Consider the following 23,136-nt stretch of genomic DNA (forward strand, 5'->3'; position numbering starts at 1 on the left):
TGAGCACGGTGAGCGACATGCCGGAGCGGTGGAGCCAGGCCAGCGTCTACCCCGACATGTGGGCGGACCCCGACGAGGATCCTCGCAACAGAGAGGGAGTCAGCCCGGACGGTGAGTTGGCGACGCTGCAGGACTTCTTGAGGGACTATCGACTGACCCTCCAGATGAAGTGCGAGGGGTTGGATCCGGAGAAACTGGCGCGCCGGTCGGTGCCACCGTCGACCATGTCCTTGCTGGGTCTGCTCCGCCATCTTGCCGAGGTGGAGCGAGACTGGCGCAATTGGATTCTGCCAGGAGAGCCAGCACCGAAGCTGTACGGAGCCCGTGATGCCGACTTCGAGGAAGCCGTTGCGGAGCAGGCGCTGGTCGACGGCGCATTCGCCGATCTTGCTCGCGAACAGGCGGCAACCGATGCCGCGCTGGCCGAGTATGCGGATCTGGGCGCGCGGGTGGGTAAGGACGGCATCGCTGTCCGGGAGCTGTGGGTTCACCGGATCGAGGAGTACGCCCGCCACTGCGGGCACGCCGATCTGCTGCGCGAATGCATCGACGGCCGGGTAGGGCAATAGCCCACTCGATGTGGGTACACGCCTCTACCGACGTCTGAACGCGGGTCTACGGGCTCACGTAGTGGTGCAGCAGAGCGGGCTCCCCTGCCGCGTTGACCCAGTCAGCGCGACTGCTGCCAACCCTGCGCCAGCCGGACCGTTCGTAGCAGGCGATGGCCGCCTTGCCCTCAGAGGACACCTCCAGCCTTAGTGGCCCGCGTACAGCGGCGCGGACCGAGTCGAGGAGTTGAGCGGCCAAACCGCGCCCTCGTGCTGCCGGGGTCACGAACAGGCGGACGATCTCGGCGTCCCGGGTAAGACCCACATGGCCAAGTACGGTGCCCAGCTCGATCGCGATCCAGGCAGATGTCAGGTCGGCCGGCGTCAGCCAACCCCAAGGATCGTCCGGCCAGTCCACGGGATAGCGGTCGGCCGCCTGGACCTGGGCGAGCGCCTCAACGCAAGCTTCCTTGTCCTCGGGGTTCCTGACGCGGATCTCCATGCGGAAAGCGTAGGCCGTGCTCCGTGCCGAGCGACATCAAGCCGCCACTCACCACTGATCTTCCGATCTCGAATGCGGCTGTCATGCCTCTGACAGCGGGAGGACTGCACGGCAAACGGATGTGATCAGCTCATCGACCAGCAGCGGCGGCGGGCGCCCCGCCAGCAGATAGCGTCGGACCGCACCATAGGGGACATCGACCGTGGCGAAGATCAGCTTTTCGAGATCGACGCCGGGAGGCCGGGCGGCGAAGGAGCTCAGCGCGTCCGAAACCTGTGTGTTCACCGTGTCGAGGTCCTCGCCGAGCTCAGCAGGCCACCTCGCGGCCAACTCCTGACGGCGATGAAGCAGCAACAACGCGGCCTCGGCGGGATGCTGCCGGCACCACTTAGGTGTGTGCAGGGCGGCCATCTCAGCGTCACCGGCGACCAAGGCGTCGACGAACCCGCGCTGAAAGCTCCGTACGGTGCGTGTCCACAAGGCGGCCAGCAAGAGGTCATGGGAACCGAATCGGTGATACAGCGATCCAGTCGGAGCACCGACTCTGGCGGCGATAGCGGCCATCGTGGCAGCGCCGAGTCCATCCTCGGCCGTGATGGCCAGTGCCGCATCGAGGATCTCGTCGTGGCTGAACTTGGCCGGCCTTCCCACCAGACGCCTCCTTATGATAGTAGTGAAGGCATTCTAGAATATTGCCTCTATTAAGGGGTGACAATGCGCACGGCATCCGAGGTCGTCCAAGGCTTCTACAGCGCCGCCCAAGCAGGCGACGGCGCCGGCATCCTCGCCCTCCTCCATCCGCAGTTCCAGGCCCACACCGCCCCCGGCATGCCGTGCGGTGCCGGAGGCACGTTCCAGGGGCCGCAGGAGACGCTCGTCCGGGTCTGGGGCGCGGTGTTCGCCGAGTACGACACCGCACCCTTCGATGAGACCTGGCACGAGACCGCCGATGGGATCGTCGTGGTCACCGGACACTACCGAGGCACCGCACGAGCCACCGGCCGTGCGTACCAAGCGGAGTTCGTCCACCTCTGGCGCGTCACCGATGGACGAATCTCTTGGCTGCACCAGTACACCGACACCGCGCGCTGGCACGAGGCCCTGGCTCCGATGGCGGGTTGAACGCCACCATGTCGATACCTCGCATCCCCCGGTGACGAGGAGGGACAAGCGGCTCGGTGTGCTGGTGCGCGGCCGCAGGGTGCGACAAAGGTAACTGTGCACGAGAACGGGCAGCGCATCGGCGAGATGCCGGCGGAGGCCATTCAAGAGCTCGCGCGGACTGCGGAGCCGCGCGCCGGCGCCGCCCTCCGCGGCGACGGTGAGGCGGCGAACGGGCAGGTCCGGGCCGTGGCAGGGGATGACGGGCGGTTGCGCGAGCGGGTGGACGCGTGGCTGCCGACGGATACGTCGGGCCCGGGCCGGTCGCCGACTGCGCCGTTGTCCCTTTCCCTTGTGGGCTCGGACGCAAGCGGGGTGTCGGAGAGCCCGGGGCTGCTCAGGCGCATTCATAGCCGCTCTGCATCGTGAGGTCGGCCAGGGAGCGGCACCGCCCTAGCAGGGCCATCCGTGTAGAAAACCTGCATGGACTCGCCTGGAACGGATCCAGATTATGGACTAGAGGGCGAGTGATGCTGCTTAGGTTCAGAGGAGCCAACCACAGATCGTTTCGCGACGAGTTCGAGATCTGGCTGGCGGCGAGCAAGTTCAACCAGGGGGCGAGGCGCCCTGCCGGTCTCGCTGAAGACCCGGACCTCGCCTACCTGCCGGCGACCGCGATCTACGGCTCAAACGCATCCGGCAAGTCAAACGTCCTGCATGCCATCCGCTGGATGCGGCAGGCCGTCCTCAACTCCCGTCCACGGCTGGTCCGCCCTTGACGGCATCCCCCGAGAGCCGTACGAACTCGACCCGCGCGCCCGCACGGACACCTCCCCTTTGAGGTCGACATCGTTCTCGGCGGTGACCGGTACGTCTATGGCTTCGAAGTCTCCGACCAGCAGGTCGAGACAGAGTGGTTGCATGCATACCCCGGTGGACAGGCCCGTCGCCAGGTCTGGTTCGAACGCGACGCCGACACCGGCGACGCTTTCACCTTTCCCGGCGAAGGACTCAAGGGGCCGAAGGAAAGCCTTGTCTCCCAGACTCGGCCCAACGCGCTGAGCAAGCGTGGCAAGGCCGCGCTCGCTCGTGCGTGGGTGCTCGCCTGATCGCGTGGAGCCGCCGCGACCGCGCGACCAGGTCCGTGTTGTGCGTACTCACGCCGTGATCACCCTCCGTACGTTCAGACGTAGGGTTGTCGCTGGACTACCGGACCGAGCTGAGCGAGTTCCTCAAATCACGCCGTGCCCGGCTGTGCCCGCAGGACGTCGGGCTGCGCGATTACGGCCGACTACGCCGGGTCGTCCCGCTGAAGGTGACCGCGCCGGGGATGGCCGTGAAGACGGACCGTAGTTCGGTGGCGAGGCTCGCGTGGGTATGGGCGCCGGGCTTGGAGGTCCAGCCCCGCAAGGCGGCATGGAAGGCCGCGATCACCAGGTCCAGCGCCAATCTCGGCCGCGGGTCATCGGGGTCCAGGCTCAGCCGCCGGTGCAGCGTCGCCTCGACGGCCGCGCTGGTGCGGTCGCAGTACTGAAGTCCGTACGCGGCGATCGATGGTGTGCGCGCGGCCAGTTCCTGGCTCAGCCGCACACGGGTGACCCACGCCGCGCCGCCGTCGTCCAGGCGCGCGAGCGCGGCGAGCAGCGCCTCCTGCAGCACCTCTAGTACGGGCGCACGACCCAACGGCAGGTGCTCGACGTCATCCCGCAGCCCGTTCCACAGCGCCTCCAGCGGAGCGAAGGCGACCTGCTCCTTGCTGGCGAAATTCCGGAAGAAGGTGCGCTTGGAGACCTCGACTGCCTCGCACAGTTCGTCCAGGGTCACCCCATCGAAGCCGCGCTCGGTGAAGAGCGCGAGGGCGGTATCCACCAGCCCGGCCCGGGTCTTGAGCTTCTTGCGCTCCCGGAGGGTGAGCTTTCCCGCCTCGGACGTAGTAGTCATCGGTTCTTAGTGTACCTGGAACGCAGATGCCTTCCATAGGCTTATGCTCCTGAGTGGCACTTTGAGCTGACGTCTGATGAGAGGATCGCCATGCGCGCCTTGATCGTTGATCGTTCCGTACCCGGTGGCCTGCGGATCGGGGACGTGCCCGAGCCGGTGCCCGCCCCGAACCAGGCGCTGGTGCTTATCACGGCCACCTCGCTCAACTACGGCGAGGTGAAGCACGGCATCGAGATGGCCGAGGAAGGAACGGTGCTCGGCTGGGACGCCGCCGGTGTCGTCGTCCAGGCGGCGGCGGACGGGTCCGGTCCGGCCGTGGGCACTCCCGTCGTGACCCTCGAGGAGGGTGGGGGCTGGGCCGAGCTCCGCGCCGTACGTACCGACTGGATCGGCGTCGTGCCCGAGCACGCGGAGCCAGGTGCGATCAGCACCATCCCGGTCGCGGCCGGCACCGCGCTGCGCACGCTCCACCGGATCGGGCCCATCCTGGGGAGGAGGATCCTCGTGACCGGCGCCACGGGAGGCGTCGGCCGCTACGCCGTCCAACTCGCCAGACTCGGCGGCGCCCACGTGATCGCCTCCACCGGCGACCCCGCCAAGCATGATGAGGCGTTGCGCGCTCTGGGCGCCCACGAGGTGGTGTCCGGCCCGACGCAGGCCGGCGGCGGGCTCGACGGTGTGCTGGACATGGTGGGCGGCCCGCAACTCGTGGAGGCCTTCGACCAAATGGGCGCGGGCGGCACCCTGGTGGCCGTCGGTCATTCCACGGGTGAGGGCGAGAACTTCCCGTTCGGCGCCATGTTCAGCGGACCTGGCCGTGATAATCGTTCGATCGTCACGTTCATGCTGCTGTTCTGCGCTGGGCTGGATCGAGATCTGACCTGGCTGGCCCAGCAGGTCGCGGACGGCGTACTGAGCCCTGAGATCACGTGGCGCGGTGGGTGGGACGACGTGCCGGATGCGGTGGGCGCCCTGGTCGAGCGCCGCCTGCACGGCAAGGCCGTACTCGACCTGGCCTGACGAGACCCGCCACCTCGGGAGCCGGCACCGGTCAGGCCGACCCCTCGGAGGCGCTACAACGTCCTACCGGTCGCGTACCGGTAGGACGCCGCGACGACGCCTTTGGCCACCTCGAGCTCCTCCACCGTCCGAGGGCCGTAGAGCATCACCACGTTGATGGTGGGCGAATACAGAGGATGCCGCTCACCCCAGCCCTTGTCGATGAGCTCCCGCTGATCCTCCTGCGACAGGGCCACATGCAGGCTGCCATCGACATGAATGTGCGCGAACTCAGCGATCAGGCGGGGCGGCAGGAGCACCGTTCCCCGCGGTGGGACCGCGTCGCCCGCCAGGAAGAAGGCGATGGACCGGGGCTCGGCGATCTCGCTGGGCCTGATCTCGGTCGAGGGCAGCTCGGTGCTCATCCACTGCTTCAGCTGCTCGCGGATCTCGTCGGGGCTTCTCTGGCTGAGCTGGACGTGCGGCACGGACGGCCCGGTACGGGGACGATCGCCCGAGCGGGCGGGAAGGTTCAGCAGCGTCATCATGATGTTCCTCCTCAACAGAGCCATGCCGCCTGACGGGACCGCATGGTGTGGAGACCAGCCGCACAACCGAGGCCGCGTACCTACGGCGAGGTGAGCGAGCGGGGCGCGTCGCGGTGAGTGACCGGCCGAGGAAAGCCTGCTGACCGACGGCCGACTAACGCACTGGCCGTTCGGGTGGTATCCGCTGCCCGATCGAGCAGACCAGCAGGCCAGAGAGACCACCTAGCATGAAGCCATGCGCGTGCCCGACCCGTCCGCCGCTCTGGCCGCCGCCGCCTCAGTGCTACAGGCTCCGATCGGCGGCATGCTGGAGCCCCTGTCCCAGGCCGTGTCGGAGTTCCTGCCGCACCAGGCGCTGGCCATGCTCACCGGCGACTGCGCCAGGCATCCCATGAAGGCGTACGGCGAGACCGTGCTCACCGAGCAGATCACCAGCGCCGAGCTGGCGCGTGTAGGTGGAACAGTGGAGGTGGGCAGGCCCTGGTTCGGGGACGCGTACCTGGCCGGCGGTCTCATCCCGGCGCTCGCCGTCGCGTCCCGGCCGGCCGGGACCTCTGGCGCCCTGCTCGTGGTGGTGACGGCCGGTGAGATCGAGCCCACTGCCGCCGTACGCGATCTGATGCAGAAGCTGTGGGACCTGGTCACCCTGCACCTGCCGCATCGGGCCGTCAACCTCCCACCGGCCGACCTCAGCGGAAACCGCCTGGCCGCCGGCGAGCGCGCCCGCGCCATCGCCGAGCTCACCAGCGCCCATGCGGCCACGCTCCAAGCGCTGCTCAGCACGTTGCGCAGCCGTAGGCTCGACGACGCCGCCGCCCGGCGGCACGCCACCGACCTGGCGGTATCGGCGCTGATCGAGCTGCGTGCCGCCGCCGACCTCGACTCCTCACTGAGCGAGGAGCAGGCCGGCCCCGCCTTCGACCGGCTGGCCGGGAAGCTGGCACCGCTCACCCGCTACGGCGAGGTGTCGCTGGAGCTGGCCGGCCCACGCGATCGCGGCCGCGTCCTGCCCGGCGACATCGCCAACGCGGCCCAGGCCCTGGCCCACAACACCGTCGTGACCATGCTCGGCTATAAGGGCCTGACCAGGATCCGCGTGACCTGGGAGCCGTCCGGGTCCGAGCTCCGCCTGGAGGTCCGCGACGACGGACCAGGCGTCCTGACCGCCGACGCCCTGCCGCTGCGCCGCCTGACCGAGCTCGCAACCGCGGTGGGCGGCGCCCTCTCCCTCGACGCGGTTCCCGGCTGGGGCACCACGGTGACCGCAGTGCTGCCACTCGTGCCGCCCGCGCCCAAACTCCAGGACGAGGCGCTGGCCGGGCTCAAGCCACGCGAGCTGGAGGTGCTCGAACGGCTGGCGCGTGGCCTGCGTAACCGGCAGATCGCGGAGGAGCTGATGATCAGCGAGCACACGGTGAAGTTCCACGTGGCCAAAATCCTGGACAAGCTGGGGGTCGGCACCCGTACCGAGGCCGCAGCCCTCGCACATAGCTACGCCTAGCCCTTTTGGGACCCATCCTGCCTGCATGCTGGATCACCACGGCGCCGGCAAGGGAGCCCTCTTGGGCAATCATCAAACACAAGTGAGAAGTGGGGGCCGGCCGACGACCGGTCCCCACTCATGGCATGTCCGGAGCACTACCTGCCGCTCCGGCCGAACCGCCCGGACGGAGCCTCACCGGCGGTGACGGTCGCTGCGAGCGTCGCCGAGCCCAGGTCGCCCGAGGCGGCCGGCCCTCCCGTGCTGGTGCCCGACACCGGCGTTGCGAGATCCAGCTGCGAATGTAGCCGGCCGAGCAAGCAGTCCGTACGACGCCGTCATCGTCAGGGTCGGCCTCCCTGTCAATTCCAACGTGTCGAAGACCGGCAAGACGCAGCGCGGAGTATGAGGACCGGCCCTATGGACCAAGGGTCAGTCTCCCTCAGTGACGACGGCGGCGCCGTTCCCTCGGTTTTCCTTGGCGAGGCGATCGGCCTGGGCGCGGCCCACTTCGGCAGCTCGATGCAGGTAGTCGGCGATCACGTCCAGCTCCGCGTCCCCGTACCTCTCCAGCACCTCCGCGAAAGCCTTACTTGGCAGGTCCCAGGCCACGCTGACCCTCTCCCGCGCCGAGGGCGCCAAAGAGACCAGGGCCCGCCTGCGATCGGCAGGGTCCGGGTGTCGTACCACCAGACCCGCCTTCTCCAGCCGATCCACCAGGCGTGTGGCGGAGCCGGGCGTCAAGCCCGTCAGTCGCGCGATGTCACCGGTACTCACCGGCCCTGACTCCAGATCCAGCAGCGCCACGCACTGCAGGTCGGTGGAGTGAATCCGCAGATGGTCGGCCAATGCCTGATTGAACAGCACGTACGCCGCATAGTGCCGCTGACTCTCGTCCATGATCCGCTTCAGCGTTTCAGCTCGATTTGACACCGGACAGCCTCATACCTCACATTTACTTGCGTCACACAATCTTTGTGCCACGCACCCTTTGTGTCACGCTCGCATCTTACCCGCCACCGAGTCAGGAAAGGCGACCGCACGTCCACGCCCATCCGCATCGCGCCACTCCGGGCAAGCAGGCACTCAGCCCCCATCATCGCGACCAACCTCGGCCCAGAAGAGGCGCCCAGCGGGTCGCTGACCGCAATCCGGCAACTCCTCAACGCCATCGGCGCTGGCGCTGTGACCACCGTCTACGTCCTACGTCCGCCCCGGCGGACCCAATGTGCCGCCGCGGATCAGCTCGGCCCTGCCCACAGCTGAAGCGGCCCGGACACATCACCCGTCCGACCGAAGCCCTTCATGGCCCAGGTTCCATCATCAGAAAGGCATGTCCCGATATGACCACCCTTGTTACCGGCGCTCGTGGCGGTGTGGCCACCAAGCTCATCTCCCTCCTCCGCCAGCGCGGCCTGCCCGTTCGCCCCGCCTCGAGCCGTCCGAGCGATCCCTCGATCGCCATCTGCGACCTCACCGACCCGGCCACCTTCCCCGCCGTCCTGGCGGGCGTCAGCTCGATCTTCCTGTACGCGGAGTCGTCGCACATCGACGCCTTCGTCAAGGAGGCCGTCACCGCCGGGGCGGAGCACATCGTGTTGCTCTCGTCGTCCGCAGTGCTCGCCCCGGACGCCGAGACAAACCCGCTGGCCAAGTCTCATGTAGACGTCGAACATGCCCTGACCGCCGCCCCCGTCCGGACCACGCTGCTGCGTCCTGGTTCTTTCGCCGGTAACGCCCTGGCCTGGTCCTGGCCCATCAAGGCCGGCACCCCGGTGAGCCTGCCGTACCCGGGATCGCACAACGATCCCATCCACGAGGCCGACCTCGCCGAGGCGGCCGCCGCCGTCCTGACCGACCCCGCCCTGAGCGGCCGCGCGTACACGCTGACCGGCCCCGAGTCGATCACATTCGCCGAACAGATCGACATCCTCGGCCGCGTCACCAGCCAGGACATCGCCATCCGGAACGTCACCCACGAGGAGTGGAAAGCGGAGATGGCCGACCACGTGCCCGGGCCCATCGCCGACGCGCTGCTGGACTGGTGGCGGTCGAACGACGGTGTTCCGGCCGAGATCACCACGGACCTCGAGCGGCTGATCGGACGGCCCGGCCGCACGTTCACCGCCTGGGCACAGGAACACACGGCCGCCTTCACACGCTGACGCGCCCGCGGCCGCCACCAGCACGTCCGCCGAACCGCACGTCCATCCCGGCCCGCGCCCCGCCCCAGAAATCAAGCGACGCGTCGGTATCCCGCTGTACACCCACACGCATGCGCCGCTTTCGAGCAGGCGGCGTTGGCGGCCGAGGCCCCGCCCGCTCTGAACGGCTCCGAATGGCCGCGGATGCGTGTGCGCGGGGAGGTGTCATGACCGGGTCGCGGATGTGGGATCTGCTGATCGGGATCGTGGCCGCGTTGCTGGTGGCCTGGGCGGCGTTGACCGCGACGCTCGCGGTCGTCCGGCCCCGCGGTGGCCTGTTGCGGGAGGCGCTGCGGCTGCTGCCGGATGTGTTGCGCCTGGTGCGGCTGGCAGGCGATTGCCGCCGCTCGTGCCCGAGATCGACTCCGCCGCCCACGGCGTATCGGTTCCCTCCGGCCGACGTCAGCCGGCCGACACCGAGAAGCTGTTGGTACGGAAGTCCATCCCGCCACTGGACGAGGTGATCTCGTAGCCGAACTGGACGTCGCCGAGCGTCACGTCACCGAACCAGTTCCTGGCCCGGAGCCAATTCAGGATTGCCTTGATGTCCACGGTCCCGGAGTTGACGTTGCCCTGCCGCACGAAGGAGAACACCTGGTTGGACCCGTTGGAGCCGCGGTAGACGTCCCAGTTGTGGCCGCCCACCGACGCGCCGGTCTGCCACGACCCGATCGGGCCCACCGGGCCGTACTTGTTCATCCAGAGCATGATCTCGTAGGTGTGGCCATCGCACCAGATGTCGTACGCGCTCGTGTAGGCGCCGCCGTTCGGCACGCTGACGTTGAAGCTGCTGGTCACGCTGCCGAGGGCACTCAGCCGCCGGTTGACGTTCTTCGTGGCGTTGGGGTAGGACTTGACGCCACCAGTGTTGGGGTGGTTTGCCCAGACACCCCAGTTACTGTACGAATTGGCCCAGATTGTCTGTGGACCGGCACCGCTGCCCCAGATGTTGTTGTAAAGGGTATAGCCGCCGTTGGTCCAGGTGCCCCACCGGTCCGACGAATACCAGACGGCGGCCTGGGCCGGCTGAGCGAGCACCCCGATGAGCGGGACGAGCATGAATGCCGAGACGAAGAGGCGGAGCATCCTGAGCATGATCTCCCTTTCCGCTGTTGTCCGCAGATGGCGGGCACCACTTGTCGAATCCGGGGCATCGAAGCGCTTCGACGAAATTCCGACGCGGCCGAGGACCGGGTTCAACGGGAAGTGGAGTCACTGTAAGTCCGCATCCGACCAGAGGAAACACCACCGAGAAAGAAATCCTCACCATCGCACGTCAAGCGGCGAGAGGCGGCGGGATCGGCGTGAAAGTTTCACGCCGACGCACCCGCTTCCGGGCGAGAATCCGGCCGATATCCCAAGATCATTTTGCCGCTTTCATGGTGCTCGTGCCAGATTTGCCAGTGGACAGTCGTGTGCTGGACGACTCGACGGCGTGCTGGACCGTCACGTTCATGCTGCTGTTCTGCGATGGGCTGGATCGAGATCTGACCTGGCTGGCCCAGCAGGTCGCGGACCGCGTACTGAGCCCTGAGATCACTTGGCGCGGTGGGTGGGACGACGTGCCGGATGCGGTGGGCGCCCTGGTCGAGCACCGCCTGCACGGCAAGGCCGTACTCGACCTGGCCTGACGAGACCCGCCACCTCGGGAGCCAGCGCGGCACCGGTCAGGCCGGCTCCTCCACTTGGCTTGCCAGCCCCTCGGCATGCAGCGGAGAAGCGTCCGCCGCCTCGTCAGAGGCCTGTGCTTGTTCCTCGTATTAATGGTGAGCGGGGTCATTGAGGGGCGATGATGCGCGTGTGCGCAGACCGTCCTCAATCACGGTGGTGTTGGTGGCGACCGCCCTGGCGGCGATGATCAATTTGGCCACCGGGACCGTTCAGGTCCAGCAGCCCTGGTGGGCGCCTTTGGTGTGGGCGCTGACTGTGCTCCTGATCGTGGGCGCCATCATCGTCGAGTGGCGTGAGCGGCGCAGCCAGGCCGGCCAGGCCCATGAGCTGAACCAGGTCACGGACTGGCTGGCCAGGCAGGTGCGTGAGCAATGGGAGCACGAGGCGGTACTGCGCCGCCTGGCCGAGCCGATGCCTTTGCAGGTGCGCTGGCGCTCTACACGCCGGCCGGTGGTCGCCGACCGTCACCTGGTGCTCGACGGCCCGGCCGAAGCCGACTGGGAGTCATTGCCGCTGCATGGTCAGGCGGAGGAGATCACCCAGGCATTTCTGGGTTTGCCCCATGAGCGGCTGGTGGTGCTGGGCGAGCCGGGCGCGGGTAAGAGCGTCCTGGCGGTGCTACTCACCTTGGGCCTGCTGCGGCACCGTCAGGCCCTTCCACCAGGGGAACAAGAGCGGGTGCCGGTGCCGGTGCTGGTGCCGATCGCCTCCTGGAATCCCCAGGTCGAGCACCTGCAGGCCTTCCTGGCTCGTCGCCTGAGTGAGGACTATCCGCGTCTGCGGCAACTCGGCGAGGGGGCGGCTAGCCTGGCCGCGGCGCTGATCGCCGACCGGCGGCTGCTGGCGATTTTGGATGGGCTGGATGAACTGCCCGAGCATCAGCACCAGCGGGCGGTAAGCCAGCTCAACGGTTACGCCGGCCTGGGCCGTGGGCTGGTGGTGACCTGCCGCAGTCGCGAGTATGAGCAAGCCGTCGGCAAAGCTGGGATGGAGCTGGCCAGGGCCGCGGTGGTGGAGCTGCAGCCGGTCACCGTCGAGCAGGCCATCGAGTTTCTCTCGCAGCCGGCCCGTGCCCGGCCCCGCTGGCAGCCCGTTTTCGACCACTTGCGTGCCCACCCTGACGGGGCTCTGGCAGTGGTGCTGTCCACCCCGTTGATGACCACACTCGCGCGGGCCGCCTACGCCGATCCCGCCGCTAATCCTGGCGAGCTCGTGACCCTTAACCGTGTCTCGGCCATTAGGGCCACCCTGATCGATGGCTTCGTCGCGGGCGCGTACCAGCTAGATCGATGGGAACCGCTACATGGGCGGCGGTTGCGCGGCTACCCACCGGAGCGAGCCGGTCGCTGGCTGGCCTGTCTCGCTTTCCAGCTGACCGAGGCGGGCCGGGTGGACTGGTGGTGGTGGCAGATGCCTGCCGGCCTGCTGATGGTGCGTCCGTATCACGCAGCGGCCATGATCGTGGTGGGGGCGATCCTCCTCGGGGCGGGCCTTGCCATGGCGGCCGGCCTGTCTGTCGCGGCGGCGGCCACGGTGCTGGTGGCGGTCAATGTGGCGGACCTGTGGCGACCGCTATGGCCCACGGGCTATCCACCCTCCTACCGCTCGGCGTCCCGACGCCGGGTGCGCCTGCTGCGGATGGTCTTCGCCGCGACCGGGCCCATGATGGCGGGGCTGCTGCTGTCCGTGCCGCTTTTCGGCCTGGCGGTGGGCCTGATCACTGCGGGTCTAGTGGCCGCGCTACCGATCCGGTGGAGCCGCCACAGCGTGAGCGGAGCCCAACCGGGCCGAGCCTGGTCCGGCAGCCGACGGACGCCGACGACACGCCGCCGAGCTGGCCCGCGCGCCACGGTGCGCGCCAACCATCGCGCGGCGGCAGGTGCCGCCATCCGGCACGCCGTGCCCGCCGCACTCATAGTCACCCTGGCCGCGACTATCCATCCACTAGCGCCCGATGTACGTGCGGCCGCACTCGTCACGATGCTGGTGTCTGGCGCCAATGCCGGTCTGGCCTCTGGGTGGCGTACCTGGATCCGGTATCGGACAATCCACTTGTCGCTCGCCGCGCGTGGCCTGCTGCCTTGGAGGTTGTGGCGCTTCCTTGAGGATGCGCATCTGCGTGGCGTGCTGCGCCAAGTTGGAGGCGCCTGGCAATTTCGCCACGTCCTTCTCCAAACCCATCTGGCCACCGCCATCGGCGCAGACCATCTCCGCGCTCGTGCCCATGCCGGCGACGAAGACGCGGACGCACGGTTGATCGACCTGCTCGCCGAGCAGGGCCGGACGGAAGAGCTACGCGCTCGTGCCGATGCCGGAGACGGGCGGGCCGCAGGGTGGCTGGCGGGCCTGCTCGCTGGGCAGGGTCGGATGGATGAGGCCATCGCCTTGCTACGCCCTCATGCCGATGGGGGAAGCCATCCTGCTGCGGAGCGGTTGGTGGCCCTGCTCGCTGGGCAGGGCCGGATGGATGAGGCCCTGGCGGTGCTGGCCGCTCGTGCCGATGCCGGAGACTATTTCGTCGCCGATCAGTTGGTGGACCTGCTCGCGGAGCATGGCCGGGTTGATGAGCTACGCGCTCGTGCCGATGCCGGGGACGGGTGGGCCGCCGTACGGCTGGCGGGCCTGCTCGCCGAGCAGGGCCGGACCGATGAGGCCATCGCAGTGCTGACCGCTCGTGCCGATGCCGGAGACGTTCATGCCGTCGTACGCCTGGCGCGCCTGGCCGGGCATGGCCGACTGGATGAGGCCATCGCCTTTCTACGCCCTCATGCCGACGCCGGACACTATTTTGCCGGCGAGGGCCTGGCGAGTCTGCTCGCGGAGCATGGGCGGGTGCATGAGCTGCGCGCTCGTGCCGATGCCGGAGACCTATGTGCTGCCCTACACCTGGCGGGTCTGCTCGCCGGGCAGGGGCGGGTGGATGAGGCCATCGCCTTGCTACGCCCTCATGCCGATGCCGGAGCTTTGGACGCCGAAATAAGACTGGCGAGTCTGCTCGCCGAGCGTGGGCGAGTGGATGAGCTGCGCTCTCGTGCCGATGCCGGAGACGGGTGGGCCGCCGTACGGCTGGCGGACGTGCTCGCCGGGCAGGGCCGGACGGATGAGGCCATCGCGCTCCTGATCCGCCCTGCTGATGCCGGAGACTATTTCGTCGCCGATCGGTTGGTGGACCTGCTCGCCGAGCAGGGCCGGGTTGATGAGCTACGCGCTCGCGCCGACGCCGGGGAGTTTCGGGCTGGGCAGCTGAGGGCGGCTGAGCGCCTGGCGGATCTGCTCGCCGAGCAGGGCCGAGTCGATGAGCTACGAGCGCGTGCCGATGCCGAAGATAGGTGGGCCGCTGGGCGGCTGGCGGGCCTGCTCGCCGGGCAGGGGCGGGTGGACGAGGCCATCGCCTTGCTACGCCCTCATGCCGATGCCGGAGACTGGGAGGCCGTCGAGCAGTTGGTGAGCCTGCTCTGTGGGCAGGGCCGAGCTGACGAGGCCATCGCGCTGCTGATCGCTCAGGCCGGTATTGATGGCCTACGAGCCGCCAAGCGATTGACAGAACTGCTCACTGAACAGGGCCTGGTGGATGAGTGACTTCGTCCAAAGGGCAGGACGTGTGCCCCTCGCCCGCTGAGCCGATAGGCGCGTCACCACGCCGCAGGCACATCGGCACGGCGGAGCGACGAGAACCCGCCGTCCGGCCCCGCTCAGCGCACCAGCCCGGCACCACGTTCGGCCCGCCGTTGCGCTAGGCACTCGTTCTCTCCAGGACGGTCACCGGAATCCGGCGGTCGAGCTTGTCCTGATATGCGTCATATTGCGGCCACAGCTCCGCCATCATCCGCCACAGCCGCTCTCTGTCGGCGCCGGTGGCCTCCGCCGCCCGCGCGGGCAAGCTCTCCGGGCCGACCTGTACGCCGACCTGCGGATTGGCGAGCAGGTTGAGATACCAGGCCGGATGCGTGGCCAGGCCGCCGTTGGACCCCACCACGACGTACCTGCCCGGTCCGTCCGTGCCGTAGATCAACGCTGTACGGCGGAGCTTGCCGGTCGCCCGCCCCCGTACGGTGAACAGGAGCGTGTTCACGCCCCACTTGCGATGCCCACGTTCGCCGTCCGACTCCGCGTACTCCCGGATGTGGCGAGCCACCCATGCGGTCGGGCTGTCGTCCAACTCGCTCATGCCCTCTCCCCGAACCAGGCGTCCCGGGTCGCCGCAAGACCGGCCGCGAGCTCCTGGTCTTGGCTGGGGTTGAAGAACTCCCACAGATACCCGAACGGATCAAGGCATTCGAAAATCCGGTCTCCCCACGCCTCCTTCATCGGCTCGCAGGTGATCTCGCAGCCGTTGCTGAGGCAATAGGCGTAGACGGCCTCGAGATCGTCCACGTGCAGGCCGATCGCCGCTCCCAGGCCCCGCGGGCCTCGCTGGATCCGTTGTTCACGCTCCGTGTCGGGAAACGGCATGCCCTGCAGCGCGTCGACAAGCAGCCGCGCCTCACCGCGCTCCAGGATGACGAACACCGGCCGTCCATCCGCGTCGGGCACCCTGCCTACCTCGTCGAAGCCAAGTCCTCGGTAGAAATCCCCGGCCGCCTTGACGTCGGCAACGCGCAGACCTAGCCGAAATGATCCTGTCACCACTGCTCTCCGGTACGCGACCATGCTGCTCAGCCGGATCACTACGTCCAGTTCGGCACTGGCGTAGCGTGCTGCTATGACTGGTGGGCCGGCTCGTTTTGGCGGGCGAGATGATGTTGTCCTGGTGGTAGTCCTGGACTGCGCCGATCTGGACCGGTCCGCGGCGTTCTGGTGCGGGGCACTTGGTTACAGCGCTGAGTCCAGCGTGACGGGGCGTTATCGGCGACTGCTACCCGCTGGAGGGAACGGCGTCGAACTGCTGTTGCAGCGGGTTCCGGAGCCGAAGGTGACCAAGAACCGGGTGCATTTAGATCTGCGCGTGCCAGACCTGGAGGCGGAGGTGGCCAGGCTGGTGGCCTTGGGCGGGCGGCGCATCACCGACAGTCCCGTCGAGGAAGACGGCTGGACTTGGTATGTGCTCACCGATCCCGACGACAACGAGTTCTGTGTGTTGCAGCCATCAGAGAAGCTCGCCGGGCATTGATCACGGCGTACGCCGACTTCTCGGCGCAACGCCAGACATGCACCCATCTCAGCATGAGCGCGCGTCTGGCGCGCTGGTCCGCCGTCTCGGCCGGCGCCCGCCAAAGGTCAACACGGGTCGAACCCGGCAACCCCAGAAAGCGCTCCTGACCTGGAACGACAAGGGTGTCGACGTCCTTATCCGGCCCAGGTCGAGTAGCGCTTGACGACGTTCCACGCCCTTCACCCAGCCGCAGGTCCCTGCTCGCAGACGCCGTCATAGCCACAGATCGTTGTCACCGCTTCGTCGTCGCCTGGTGAGCATCACGCCCGGCCGGTCGCGTGCCATCGGCGCCGGATGTGTCGTGCTCGGGATCGGGGCCGGCGCCACGTGAGCCGGGGTGGGCCCACTCGCTGTCGGTCATCCGGATCATGCGCATCCCGATGGCGCCCGACCCAGCCAGGTACAGCAGCCCGCCGACCACCGTGCCGACCCAGAAAATGGGCGCGGTGAACATGCCCGCCACCATGGCGAACGGGGCCCACCACGGCGCATGACGGCCGTAGGCCAAGACCAGGCCGAGCAGGAACACCCCGGCCACCCCAGCGAAGCCCGGGATCTGGAAGCCGAACACGGCCCCGGGATCGGCCAAGGCCTGATCGCCCAGCGTGGCGCCGGTGGCGGGGCCCAGCTCACGCTCCAGCCGGGCGTAGAAGAAGTCGCCCAGCATGAGGGCGGAGAAGTTCACCACGCCCAGCAGCGCGAGAGCGCCCGCGATGTGCCCGAGCAGCACCGCGCGGCGCCGTACGAGGTGAATCATGCCGATCACGCCCGGCACGAGCAGCACCCAGCTCCAGTGCAGGATCGCCGCGCTCAGCGAAACCTGTTCCAGGTGCCGCCCATAGGCGCCGACCGCATCGGCGCTACCGCCCAGCCGCAGCGCGGGGTCTGCGAGAATCCCCGCGACGTACGTGACCGGCGCGGCGATGAGACACATCCCGGCGGCCAGGCGGCGCAAACGGGTCGGATCTGACAGCGGTGACACAGGCACCCTCCTTCATCGGCGACGAACCGTCGCGGAAGGACGCTAAGGCGGGCCGGTCGCAGTGGTCGTCCACCTGCCGGACGACCTCGTCTCCGCAATCGTGCGGGGGCTCAGCCGAGCGGAAACCTCGCTTGCAGACGGTAGCCGCGCCCGCCCGGCGCGGGCCCTGCGCTCAGTTCGCCGCCGAACATCGCCACCCGCTCGCGCATCCCGATCAAGCCATGCCCGCCACTCTGGCCGCCGCCATCGCCCGTGCCGTCATCGACCACCTCGAGAATCAGCACGCCGGGCGAGTAGCTGACCGTGACATCGATGCGGCTCGCGCGGGCGTGCTTGAGCGCGTTCGTCAGTGCCTCCTGGACCACCCGGTACGCCGACAGATCGAGCCCCGGCGGCAGCGGTCGCGGCCGGCCCTCCACGCTTACGTTGACCGCCACGCCCGTGTCCTTGACCGGCGCGACCAGCGTGCCCAGTTGGTCCAGCCCGGCGGATGGCAGCTGGACGCCCGTCCCGCCGGGATCGCGCAACATGCCGAGCATGAGCCGCAGTTCTTCCACGGCCTCGCGGCCGGCCCGCTCGACGCCGAGCAGCAGTTCGCGCTCGCGCCGCGCCTCCTCGGCCAGCATGGTCCGCACCCCACCCGCCTGCAGGGTCATCAGGCTGACGTTGTGCGAGACGATGTCGTGCAGTTCGCGGGCGATCCTGGCGCGCTCCCCGGCCACGGCGTGCCTGGCGCGCTCCTCGCGCTCGGCCTCCAGCCGGGCGGCCTGCCTCGCCAGGCGCAGCGTCTCGTCGATCTGGCGGCGAAGCAGGATGCCGCTGACATACGCGACCCCGATGAAGATGGCGCCGATCATCACCTCGGCCAGGTCGTTGTCCTGGAAGGTCTGCAGGAAGAGGTAGGCGAGCAGCACGCAGGCGAGTCCTGCCGCACCCCGGCGGCTCCGCAGCTCCGCCGCGCTGGCTACGGTGTGCACGAGGATGAGGGTGGAGTAGAAGTGCCAGGCGGGGTAGTACAGGCCATCGGTGACCACCCGTACGCCTACGCCGACCGCCACCAGCACCAGCAGCGCACCCGCCGGGAATCTGCGGCGCACGACCAGTAGCGCCCCGGCGACGACGGCGCCTACGGCGAGCGGCACGGGGTGGCGGATCTGGCCCGGCTCCAGCCCTTGCCGCCCGAACGACTCGACCTGCCCGGCCACCGCCACGGCGAGAGCGAGCAGAAGGTCCATCCAGCTCGGCCGCCATCCGCCGGGCAGGCGGAACCCAGCCAGAAGCCGCCGGCCCCCTCGGACGTAGGACATCACGCCTCGCCAGGGCGTACGATGCCGGACTCGTACGCCAGAACCACCGCCTGCACACGATCGCGCAGGCCCAGCTTGCGCAGGATCTGGGCGACATGGCTGCGGACCGTGGCCTCCCCGACACCGGCCTCGGCGGCGATCTCCCGGTTGGACAGCCCACGCGCCAGCAGGAGCAGCACCTCGCGCTCGCGCTCGGTGAGGGTGTCCAGCTCCGGCGGCGGAACCAGCACTGGCCGCGCGGCGAAGGAAGCGATCAGCCGCATGGTCACGGCAGGATCGATGAGGCCGTCGCCGGCCGCCGCGACCCGTATCGCCTCAACGAGATGCTCGGGCGGCGAGCTCTTCAGCAGGAACCCGTTGACGCCAGTACGCAGCGCCTGGTGCAGGTTCTCGTCGCTGCCGAACGTCGTCAGCATCACGATCCTGGGCGGCGCAGGCTCGGCGAGCAGCGTACGGGCGGCCTCCAAACCGTCGGCGACCGGCATCGCCAGGTCAAGCAGCAGCACGTCCGGACGCTCGCGCCGGGTGACGGCGATGGCCTCGCTCCCGTCAGCCGCCTCACCGACCACCTCGATGCCGTCCGCGTTCTCCGCGACCAGCCGCAAGCCCGCTCTGATCATGGCGTGGTCGTCGGCGATGACCACCCTGATCGTCATTGGGGGTTCCGCGTATCTGCGAGCACGGGCCCGACCTTATCCGCCCAGGAACGTGACCACTACGGCCGTAACGCGGAGCCGTTCGTGCCCGGTCCCCGCCGCTCGGCGGAGCCCTCCTCCGCTTCACGGCTGGCGCCGGTGTGCGACCACCGCAGCCGGACGGGCTCAGGTTCTCCGCCGCCGGGCAGGTGCTCGACGGTCAGCCGAGATAACGGTGCCCCTCTATGAGCGGCAGTTCGATGGCGTGCTGGATCCAGGCTGCAAGGTGGGTCAGCTTGGGTTGCAGTCGGTCCCAGGCCATCGCGGTCGCCGTGCCGTATCGAGTGGTGAGTGGTGGTCTGCTGATCAGGTTCGCCCCAAGTGCCGCCGGGAAGTTCTCCCCGGCGGCGGAGAAGGGCTGGACAAGAGTGTAAGCGGCCATCAGAAAGTCCTGGTCAGCGGACATCTGCGTCCAGGCGGACGGACATAGGGGTCCCGGCTGGCGGACATCGAAAATCCAGGTCGATGGCCAGGTCAATCTCTCGATCTTGCCTGTGTGTCCCGGTACGACTCCCTCCTCGCCGAGGTTTGAGTGGTGGATCCGGTCTACGCGTGGGGGACGCTCGGGGATGCTCTCACGTTGCAGCGCGCGTAGGGTGTCGCGTGATGATCACACGACCACATGAGCCGCCTTACATCACGGCCTTGCGGCCCAAGTTAGCGACAACGTCGGAAGCGCGGGCATGGCAAGCCGTACGAGAGCTGGCCCGGCATCCGGCGCCCGCCGGTCAGGCGCGTACGGCGCTGACTCTGGCCGGCCAGTTCGCGGCCAAGCTGACCTCGCCGCACACCGACAAGCTGCTGAAGCTGTGGCCGGAGTCGACCGATCCCGAGGTATTCGCGGAGTTGGTGCTGGCGCCCGCGTTCGTGCGGGAAGGGCGTACTGAGCTGACGTTGATCAAGGTCGCTTCGGTCCCGGGCCTGCGCCACTTGACCGCTCTGCGCTCCCTGCGCTTCGAACGCTGCCGGAACCTGTCCGACCTCTCCGAGCTCGCCGGGCTGACTGGCCTGACGGAACTCGACATGAGCGGCTGCGTGTCGGTCGCCGACGTGGGGCCGCTGGCCGGTTTGACCGCGTTGAGCAGCCTCGACCTGCAAGGCTGCTTCCTGGTGTCGGACATCTCCCCGCTGATGAGGCTGCACGAGCTGCGTACCCTGAGCCTCATGGGAACCTCGGTGGCGAGCCTCGACGGCATCGCGGAGGGCATGCCCCGGCTGGAGGACCTCAACCTGCAGTCCTGCCGCTCTCTCCGGGACATCGCGCCCTTGTCGGGCCTGCAGCATCTGACCGCGTTGTGGCTCAGCGGCAGCCCGAACTTGAACGGTCTCGACGGCTTGGGCCACCACCCGCATTTGACCTCGCTCGGCGCACCGACGTGCCCGCTCACCGATCTGGGCGCGCTGTCCCGCCTGCCGGCGCTAACCGAGATCACCATCTTCAAGCGTAACCGGCTCACCTCGCTGAACGGGCTCGAAGGGCATCCGTCGATCAGAGAGGTCCATCTGGTCGAGACCGAACGTCTTAAGGACTATTCCGCCCTGGCCGCCATGCCCGTCCTTCGCGAGCTGAGCCTCCACCGGCTGCATCACCTGGCCGATTTGTCCGCCTTCAGCGGCCTGGCACACCTGGAGCGGCTCATTATCCACCAGGGCCAGCGGCTGCGCAGCCTGGGCGCAATCGAGCTTCCGGCGCTGCGCTCCTTGAGCCTGTACGACTGCGAGTCCCTGACGGATCTCGGCGACTTGTCTGGACTGCCGGCGCTGTCCAAGGTCTTGATCCAGGGCTGTCCGAAGCTACCCGCCACCACAGCCGCCGACCTCATGGCCTCGGGCATCGAGGCGCACCAGCGCTGAACGGGAAGCCGCTACCCAGGCCGAGACCGACCGGCTGCGCGAGCAGATCGCCGAGCTGTCGAGCCATCGCACCCAGACGCTCGCCGCTCAAACTGAGCCGGACGAAAGCTCACGGAACATCCTCTGACCATCCACCAGGATTCCACCTGGCCACCAATCTGGAATTTCGATGGCCGCCAGCCTGGATCAGGCTGGCCGCCCATCAGGAGAATTCCCTGTCCGCTCACACAAGAGCTCGTCGATCACCATTCGTCGGTGATGAGGTGCTTGGGCGGGGCCGTAATCTTGAGGGGTTTTCCCCATCCTCGATAGATGATGTTCATCGTCATGGTGTCGGCCTCACCGCCCTCCGTAGTGAACCTCATGATGGCGTGGAAACGTCGGGGCAGGTTGTCTGGGCCCACCCAGAGTTTCCAGGTGATCGGTCCGTGCCACGAGCCGCCCTCTTCCTCTGCCCCGAAGGTCATCCCGGCCTGTCTCATACCAAGCTCGGGAACCGTCACCGTGCCGCTGTGGAGGGTCGTCCTGACTCCCTCGAAAGTTCCGCCGTCGGCGCTGGTCGCACCGTGAGAGGCGTCCAGCTTGAGGAAGCCTGGGTTGATCCCGTTGATCAGGTCCTCTCCCCAGATGACCCCGGCATAGTTCCGCCCGTAGGTCCATTTCCCCACCGTCGACGGCGACTTCCAGACGTACTTGCCGTTCTTGGCACGCACGTAGCCCTGTGAGTAGAACTCCCGGCCGATGCTGATTTCCCGGGACCGGCCTGTCTCCCCTGTCTCCTGGGAGATCGTCGTGGTGTCGGCGGCGTAACGCCTGAAGCCCTGAAGCGGTATGCACCAGACACCTTGATGTCCCAGACAGCCGGGGCCCGCCGCGTCGCTTGACGGAGAAGCGCACGCTGCTCTTCTTCGCGAACTGCTTCTTGATTGCCCTGACGACGGAGTCGAGAGAGCCCGATTCGGGGGCCGCGTGAACGGCGCCGCCGGGAATATGCCCAGCGCTCGTCATCCGGCTGCCGCATTTACCGACTGCTGGAAGTCCACACCACCCAGGAACTGGACCGCATCATGACCCCTCGCCCCGCAAGCAGCCCAGGCGCGCCTCGCACCCAGCTACACCTAATGGCATGAGCGGAAACGTTCACCGGGTTGGTGTGTGTGGCTTCCCGAAGCGGAGGTTCGCTTTCTTGCAGCAGCTCATTCAGACCGGCACTTCAAATATGAGCTCGAGGCCGTCCACCTCGTCCCACTGCTCTCCGACCTCAACGAAGCCGAATCCGGAGATCGTGGACAGGGACGCGGTGTTCTCGGGGCTGATCGTCACCCGTGCAGTCGTGACTCCCGATTCGGCTGCGGCCCGACGCATCAACTCGGTCAACATCGTCCTGGCGTACCCCTGACGACGATAGCCGGGAGCCACCGAATAACCGATCTCCACCATGCCCGTCTCGTCCGGCGGCCCGTGGAACCCGGCATACCCCACCACGACGCCTTCGGGCTCGGCCACTACGGCCCGGGTGAGCCACCCCGCGCTACCCGGATCCGAGGCCAGCTGATTGATCCGATACCGCCAGACCCACTTCGCCTGATCGGTGAGGAAGTACTCCGTGAGCTCGACTCCTGCCTCGACACTGGCCCGGGCAAGATCGTCGTCTAGCAAGGCGGTCATGGCCGTGCTCGTCAGATCGACAAATCTCACTGACTTCAGTCCGGTAGGGGCTGGGGGCAGGCGTCTGGACTCATCTGTCACAGCGCAGATGCTCGCGGAACGCCCTGGGCCGTGTCCAACGGGTTTCGGAGCAGTCGATGTCCAACCAGGCTCACGTCGCGACCTCAATGCCCTCGCTCGACCCACGACCCGGTGAACCTAATCTCCTTCAGCGACTCGTCGGGACCGTAACTCCGAGCCGCGGTCACGACGCTCGCTTCGCGTTTCGCTGCCGCCCTCACGGACCAACGCTGACAGCGATGTCTCCCGGCATACCCACCCTGCAGGGGTGTCTCTGGCATACCGGCCGCAACACGAATGATCCACATTTTGTTCCATTCGCGTTGACAACAGCCTTATTCCGACCGATGCTTTCATCGCTGCGCGCCCATCTTTTGACCACCATGCCCAATATTTGGGCATTCCGGGAGAAGTTCACGCCGTG

Annotated in this window: 25 protein-coding genes; 11 read left to right on the forward strand and 14 right to left on the reverse strand. The window is 67.9% G+C overall.

The annotated features are described in order from the left end of the window. Positions 1 to 17: 17 nt before the first annotated feature. A complete protein-coding gene (locus tag EDD27_RS38795; protein ID WP_127941251.1) occupies positions 18 to 569 on the forward strand; it encodes a DinB family protein in 552 nt (183 codons plus the stop codon). 46 nt (positions 570 to 615) lie between these two features. On the opposite strand, the gene EDD27_RS38800 is transcribed toward EDD27_RS38795, so the two are convergent. Both EDD27_RS38800 and EDD27_RS38805 read right to left on the reverse strand, forming a co-directional pair. Continuing rightward, positions 616 to 1,050, reverse strand: coding sequence for a GNAT family N-acetyltransferase (locus tag EDD27_RS38800; RefSeq protein WP_127936810.1), 435 nt, complete (start codon positions 1,048 to 1,050; stop codon positions 616 to 618). An 81-nt stretch (positions 1,051 to 1,131) separates the two neighbouring features. Beyond that, positions 1,132 to 1,701, reverse strand: coding sequence for a TetR/AcrR family transcriptional regulator (locus EDD27_RS38805; RefSeq protein WP_164903986.1), 570 nt, complete (start codon positions 1,699 to 1,701; stop codon positions 1,132 to 1,134). A gap of 63 nt (positions 1,702 to 1,764) precedes the next feature. Between EDD27_RS38805 and EDD27_RS38810 the strand changes: the two genes are divergently transcribed. The 3 genes from EDD27_RS38810 to EDD27_RS38820 all read left to right on the forward strand — a co-directional run bounded on the left by EDD27_RS38810 (position 1,765) and on the right by EDD27_RS38820 (position 3,260). Continuing rightward, positions 1,765 to 2,172, forward strand: coding sequence for a nuclear transport factor 2 family protein (locus EDD27_RS38810; protein ID WP_127936812.1), 408 nt, complete (start codon positions 1,765 to 1,767; stop codon positions 2,170 to 2,172). Positions 2,173 to 2,681: 509 nt separating this feature from the next. Further along, positions 2,682 to 2,930 carry an AAA family ATPase gene (locus tag EDD27_RS38815; protein WP_127936813.1) on the forward strand — a complete coding sequence of 83 codons (249 nt, stop codon included), beginning with the start codon at positions 2,682 to 2,684 and terminating at the stop codon, positions 2,928 to 2,930. A gap of 138 nt (positions 2,931 to 3,068) precedes the next feature. Further along, entirely contained in the window at positions 3,069 to 3,260 is a 192-nt protein-coding gene (locus EDD27_RS38820; protein WP_127936814.1) for a hypothetical protein, read from the forward strand. A 172-nt stretch (positions 3,261 to 3,432) separates the two neighbouring features. Here the strand turns inward: EDD27_RS38820 and EDD27_RS38830 are convergent, their stop codons facing one another. Continuing rightward, positions 3,433 to 4,092 (reverse strand): TetR family transcriptional regulator, encoded by a 660-nt coding sequence (locus tag EDD27_RS38830; protein WP_127936815.1) that lies wholly within the window; start codon positions 4,090 to 4,092, stop codon positions 3,433 to 3,435. Between the two features lie 90 nt (positions 4,093 to 4,182). Between EDD27_RS38830 and EDD27_RS38835 the strand changes: the two genes are divergently transcribed. Further along, positions 4,183 to 5,112, forward strand: coding sequence for a zinc-binding dehydrogenase (locus EDD27_RS38835; RefSeq protein WP_127936816.1), 930 nt, complete (start codon positions 4,183 to 4,185; stop codon positions 5,110 to 5,112). Between the two features lie 53 nt (positions 5,113 to 5,165). Here EDD27_RS38835 and EDD27_RS38840 read toward each other — a convergent pair whose 3' ends face one another. Then, positions 5,166 to 5,639 (reverse strand): luciferase domain-containing protein, encoded by a 474-nt coding sequence (locus EDD27_RS38840; protein WP_241564488.1) that lies wholly within the window; start codon positions 5,637 to 5,639, stop codon positions 5,166 to 5,168. A gap of 235 nt (positions 5,640 to 5,874) precedes the next feature. Between EDD27_RS38840 and EDD27_RS57205 the strand changes: the two genes are divergently transcribed. After that, the gene (locus EDD27_RS57205; protein ID WP_127936817.1) at positions 5,875 to 7,140 is read left to right on the forward strand and encodes a LuxR C-terminal-related transcriptional regulator; all 1,266 of its coding nucleotides are present in this window, start codon (positions 5,875 to 5,877) and stop codon (positions 7,138 to 7,140) included. Between the two features lie 411 nt (positions 7,141 to 7,551). Here the strand turns inward: EDD27_RS57205 and EDD27_RS38850 are convergent, their stop codons facing one another. Beyond that, entirely contained in the window at positions 7,552 to 8,019 is a 468-nt protein-coding gene (locus EDD27_RS38850; RefSeq protein WP_127936818.1) for a MarR family winged helix-turn-helix transcriptional regulator, read from the reverse strand. A gap of 443 nt (positions 8,020 to 8,462) precedes the next feature. Between EDD27_RS38850 and EDD27_RS38855 the strand changes: the two genes are divergently transcribed. After that, positions 8,463 to 9,284 carry an NAD(P)H-binding protein gene (locus EDD27_RS38855; protein WP_127936819.1) on the forward strand — a complete coding sequence of 274 codons (822 nt, stop codon included), beginning with the start codon at positions 8,463 to 8,465 and terminating at the stop codon, positions 9,282 to 9,284. 441 nt (positions 9,285 to 9,725) lie between these two features. Here the strand turns inward: EDD27_RS38855 and EDD27_RS38865 are convergent, their stop codons facing one another. Next, complete coding sequence (locus tag EDD27_RS38865) at positions 9,726 to 10,523, reverse strand: glycoside hydrolase family 12 protein (RefSeq protein WP_277750786.1); 798 nt, start codon at positions 10,521 to 10,523, stop codon at positions 9,726 to 9,728. Between the two features lie 188 nt (positions 10,524 to 10,711). Here EDD27_RS38865 and EDD27_RS38870 point away from each other — a divergent pair, with 188 nt between their 5' ends. Together EDD27_RS38870 and EDD27_RS38875 are read left to right on the forward strand one after the other, a co-directional pair. After that, positions 10,712 to 10,954: a hypothetical protein gene (locus EDD27_RS38870; RefSeq protein ID WP_127936822.1), complete on the forward strand. Its 243-nt coding sequence runs from the start codon at positions 10,712 to 10,714 to the stop codon at positions 10,952 to 10,954. A 202-nt stretch (positions 10,955 to 11,156) separates the two neighbouring features. Further along, entirely contained in the window at positions 11,157 to 14,573 is a 3,417-nt protein-coding gene (locus tag EDD27_RS38875) for a tetratricopeptide repeat protein (protein WP_127936823.1), read from the forward strand. A gap of 154 nt (positions 14,574 to 14,727) precedes the next feature. On the opposite strand, the gene EDD27_RS38880 is transcribed toward EDD27_RS38875, so the two are convergent. Continuing rightward, a complete protein-coding gene (locus tag EDD27_RS38880) occupies positions 14,728 to 15,162 on the reverse strand; it encodes a nitroreductase family deazaflavin-dependent oxidoreductase (RefSeq protein WP_127936824.1) in 435 nt (144 codons plus the stop codon). Continuing rightward, positions 15,159 to 15,644, reverse strand: coding sequence for a VOC family protein (locus tag EDD27_RS38885; protein WP_127941253.1), 486 nt, complete (start codon positions 15,642 to 15,644; stop codon positions 15,159 to 15,161). Before EDD27_RS38885 ends, EDD27_RS38880 begins: the two co-directional genes overlap by 4 nt. 52 nt (positions 15,645 to 15,696) lie before the next feature. Between EDD27_RS38885 and EDD27_RS38890 the strand changes: the two genes are divergently transcribed. Then, complete coding sequence (locus EDD27_RS38890; protein ID WP_127936825.1) at positions 15,697 to 16,104, forward strand: VOC family protein; 408 nt, start codon at positions 15,697 to 15,699, stop codon at positions 16,102 to 16,104. A gap of 274 nt (positions 16,105 to 16,378) precedes the next feature. On the opposite strand, the gene EDD27_RS38895 is transcribed toward EDD27_RS38890, so the two are convergent. From EDD27_RS38895 to EDD27_RS54870, 4 genes are all read right to left on the reverse strand, one after another. Then, positions 16,379 to 17,128, reverse strand: coding sequence for a hypothetical protein (locus tag EDD27_RS38895; protein WP_127936826.1), 750 nt, complete (start codon positions 17,126 to 17,128; stop codon positions 16,379 to 16,381). A gap of 110 nt (positions 17,129 to 17,238) precedes the next feature. After that, positions 17,239 to 18,363, reverse strand: coding sequence for a sensor histidine kinase (locus EDD27_RS38900; protein WP_164903987.1), 1,125 nt, complete (start codon positions 18,361 to 18,363; stop codon positions 17,239 to 17,241). A 71-nt stretch (positions 18,364 to 18,434) separates the two neighbouring features. Further along, complete coding sequence (locus EDD27_RS38905) at positions 18,435 to 19,091, reverse strand: response regulator (RefSeq protein WP_127936828.1); 657 nt, start codon at positions 19,089 to 19,091, stop codon at positions 18,435 to 18,437. Between the two features lie 199 nt (positions 19,092 to 19,290). Beyond that, complete coding sequence (locus EDD27_RS54870) at positions 19,291 to 19,512, reverse strand: hypothetical protein (protein WP_164903988.1); 222 nt, start codon at positions 19,510 to 19,512, stop codon at positions 19,291 to 19,293. Between the two features lie 263 nt (positions 19,513 to 19,775). Between EDD27_RS54870 and EDD27_RS38915 the strand changes: the two genes are divergently transcribed. Continuing rightward, entirely contained in the window at positions 19,776 to 20,984 is a 1,209-nt protein-coding gene (locus tag EDD27_RS38915; RefSeq protein ID WP_127936830.1) for a leucine-rich repeat domain-containing protein, read from the forward strand. Between the two features lie 242 nt (positions 20,985 to 21,226). Here EDD27_RS38915 and EDD27_RS38920 read toward each other — a convergent pair whose 3' ends face one another. Both EDD27_RS38920 and EDD27_RS38925 read right to left on the reverse strand, forming a co-directional pair. Further along, entirely contained in the window at positions 21,227 to 21,697 is a 471-nt protein-coding gene (locus EDD27_RS38920; RefSeq protein WP_127936831.1) for a hypothetical protein, read from the reverse strand. Between the two features lie 487 nt (positions 21,698 to 22,184). Further along, positions 22,185 to 22,652 carry a GNAT family N-acetyltransferase gene (locus EDD27_RS38925; protein ID WP_127936832.1) on the reverse strand — a complete coding sequence of 156 codons (468 nt, stop codon included), beginning with the start codon at positions 22,650 to 22,652 and terminating at the stop codon, positions 22,185 to 22,187. Positions 22,653 to 23,136: the final 484 nt, after the last annotated feature.

It is taken from the genome of Nonomuraea polychroma, assembly GCF_004011505.1.
GTDB lineage: Bacteria > Actinomycetota > Actinomycetes > Streptosporangiales > Streptosporangiaceae > Nonomuraea > Nonomuraea polychroma.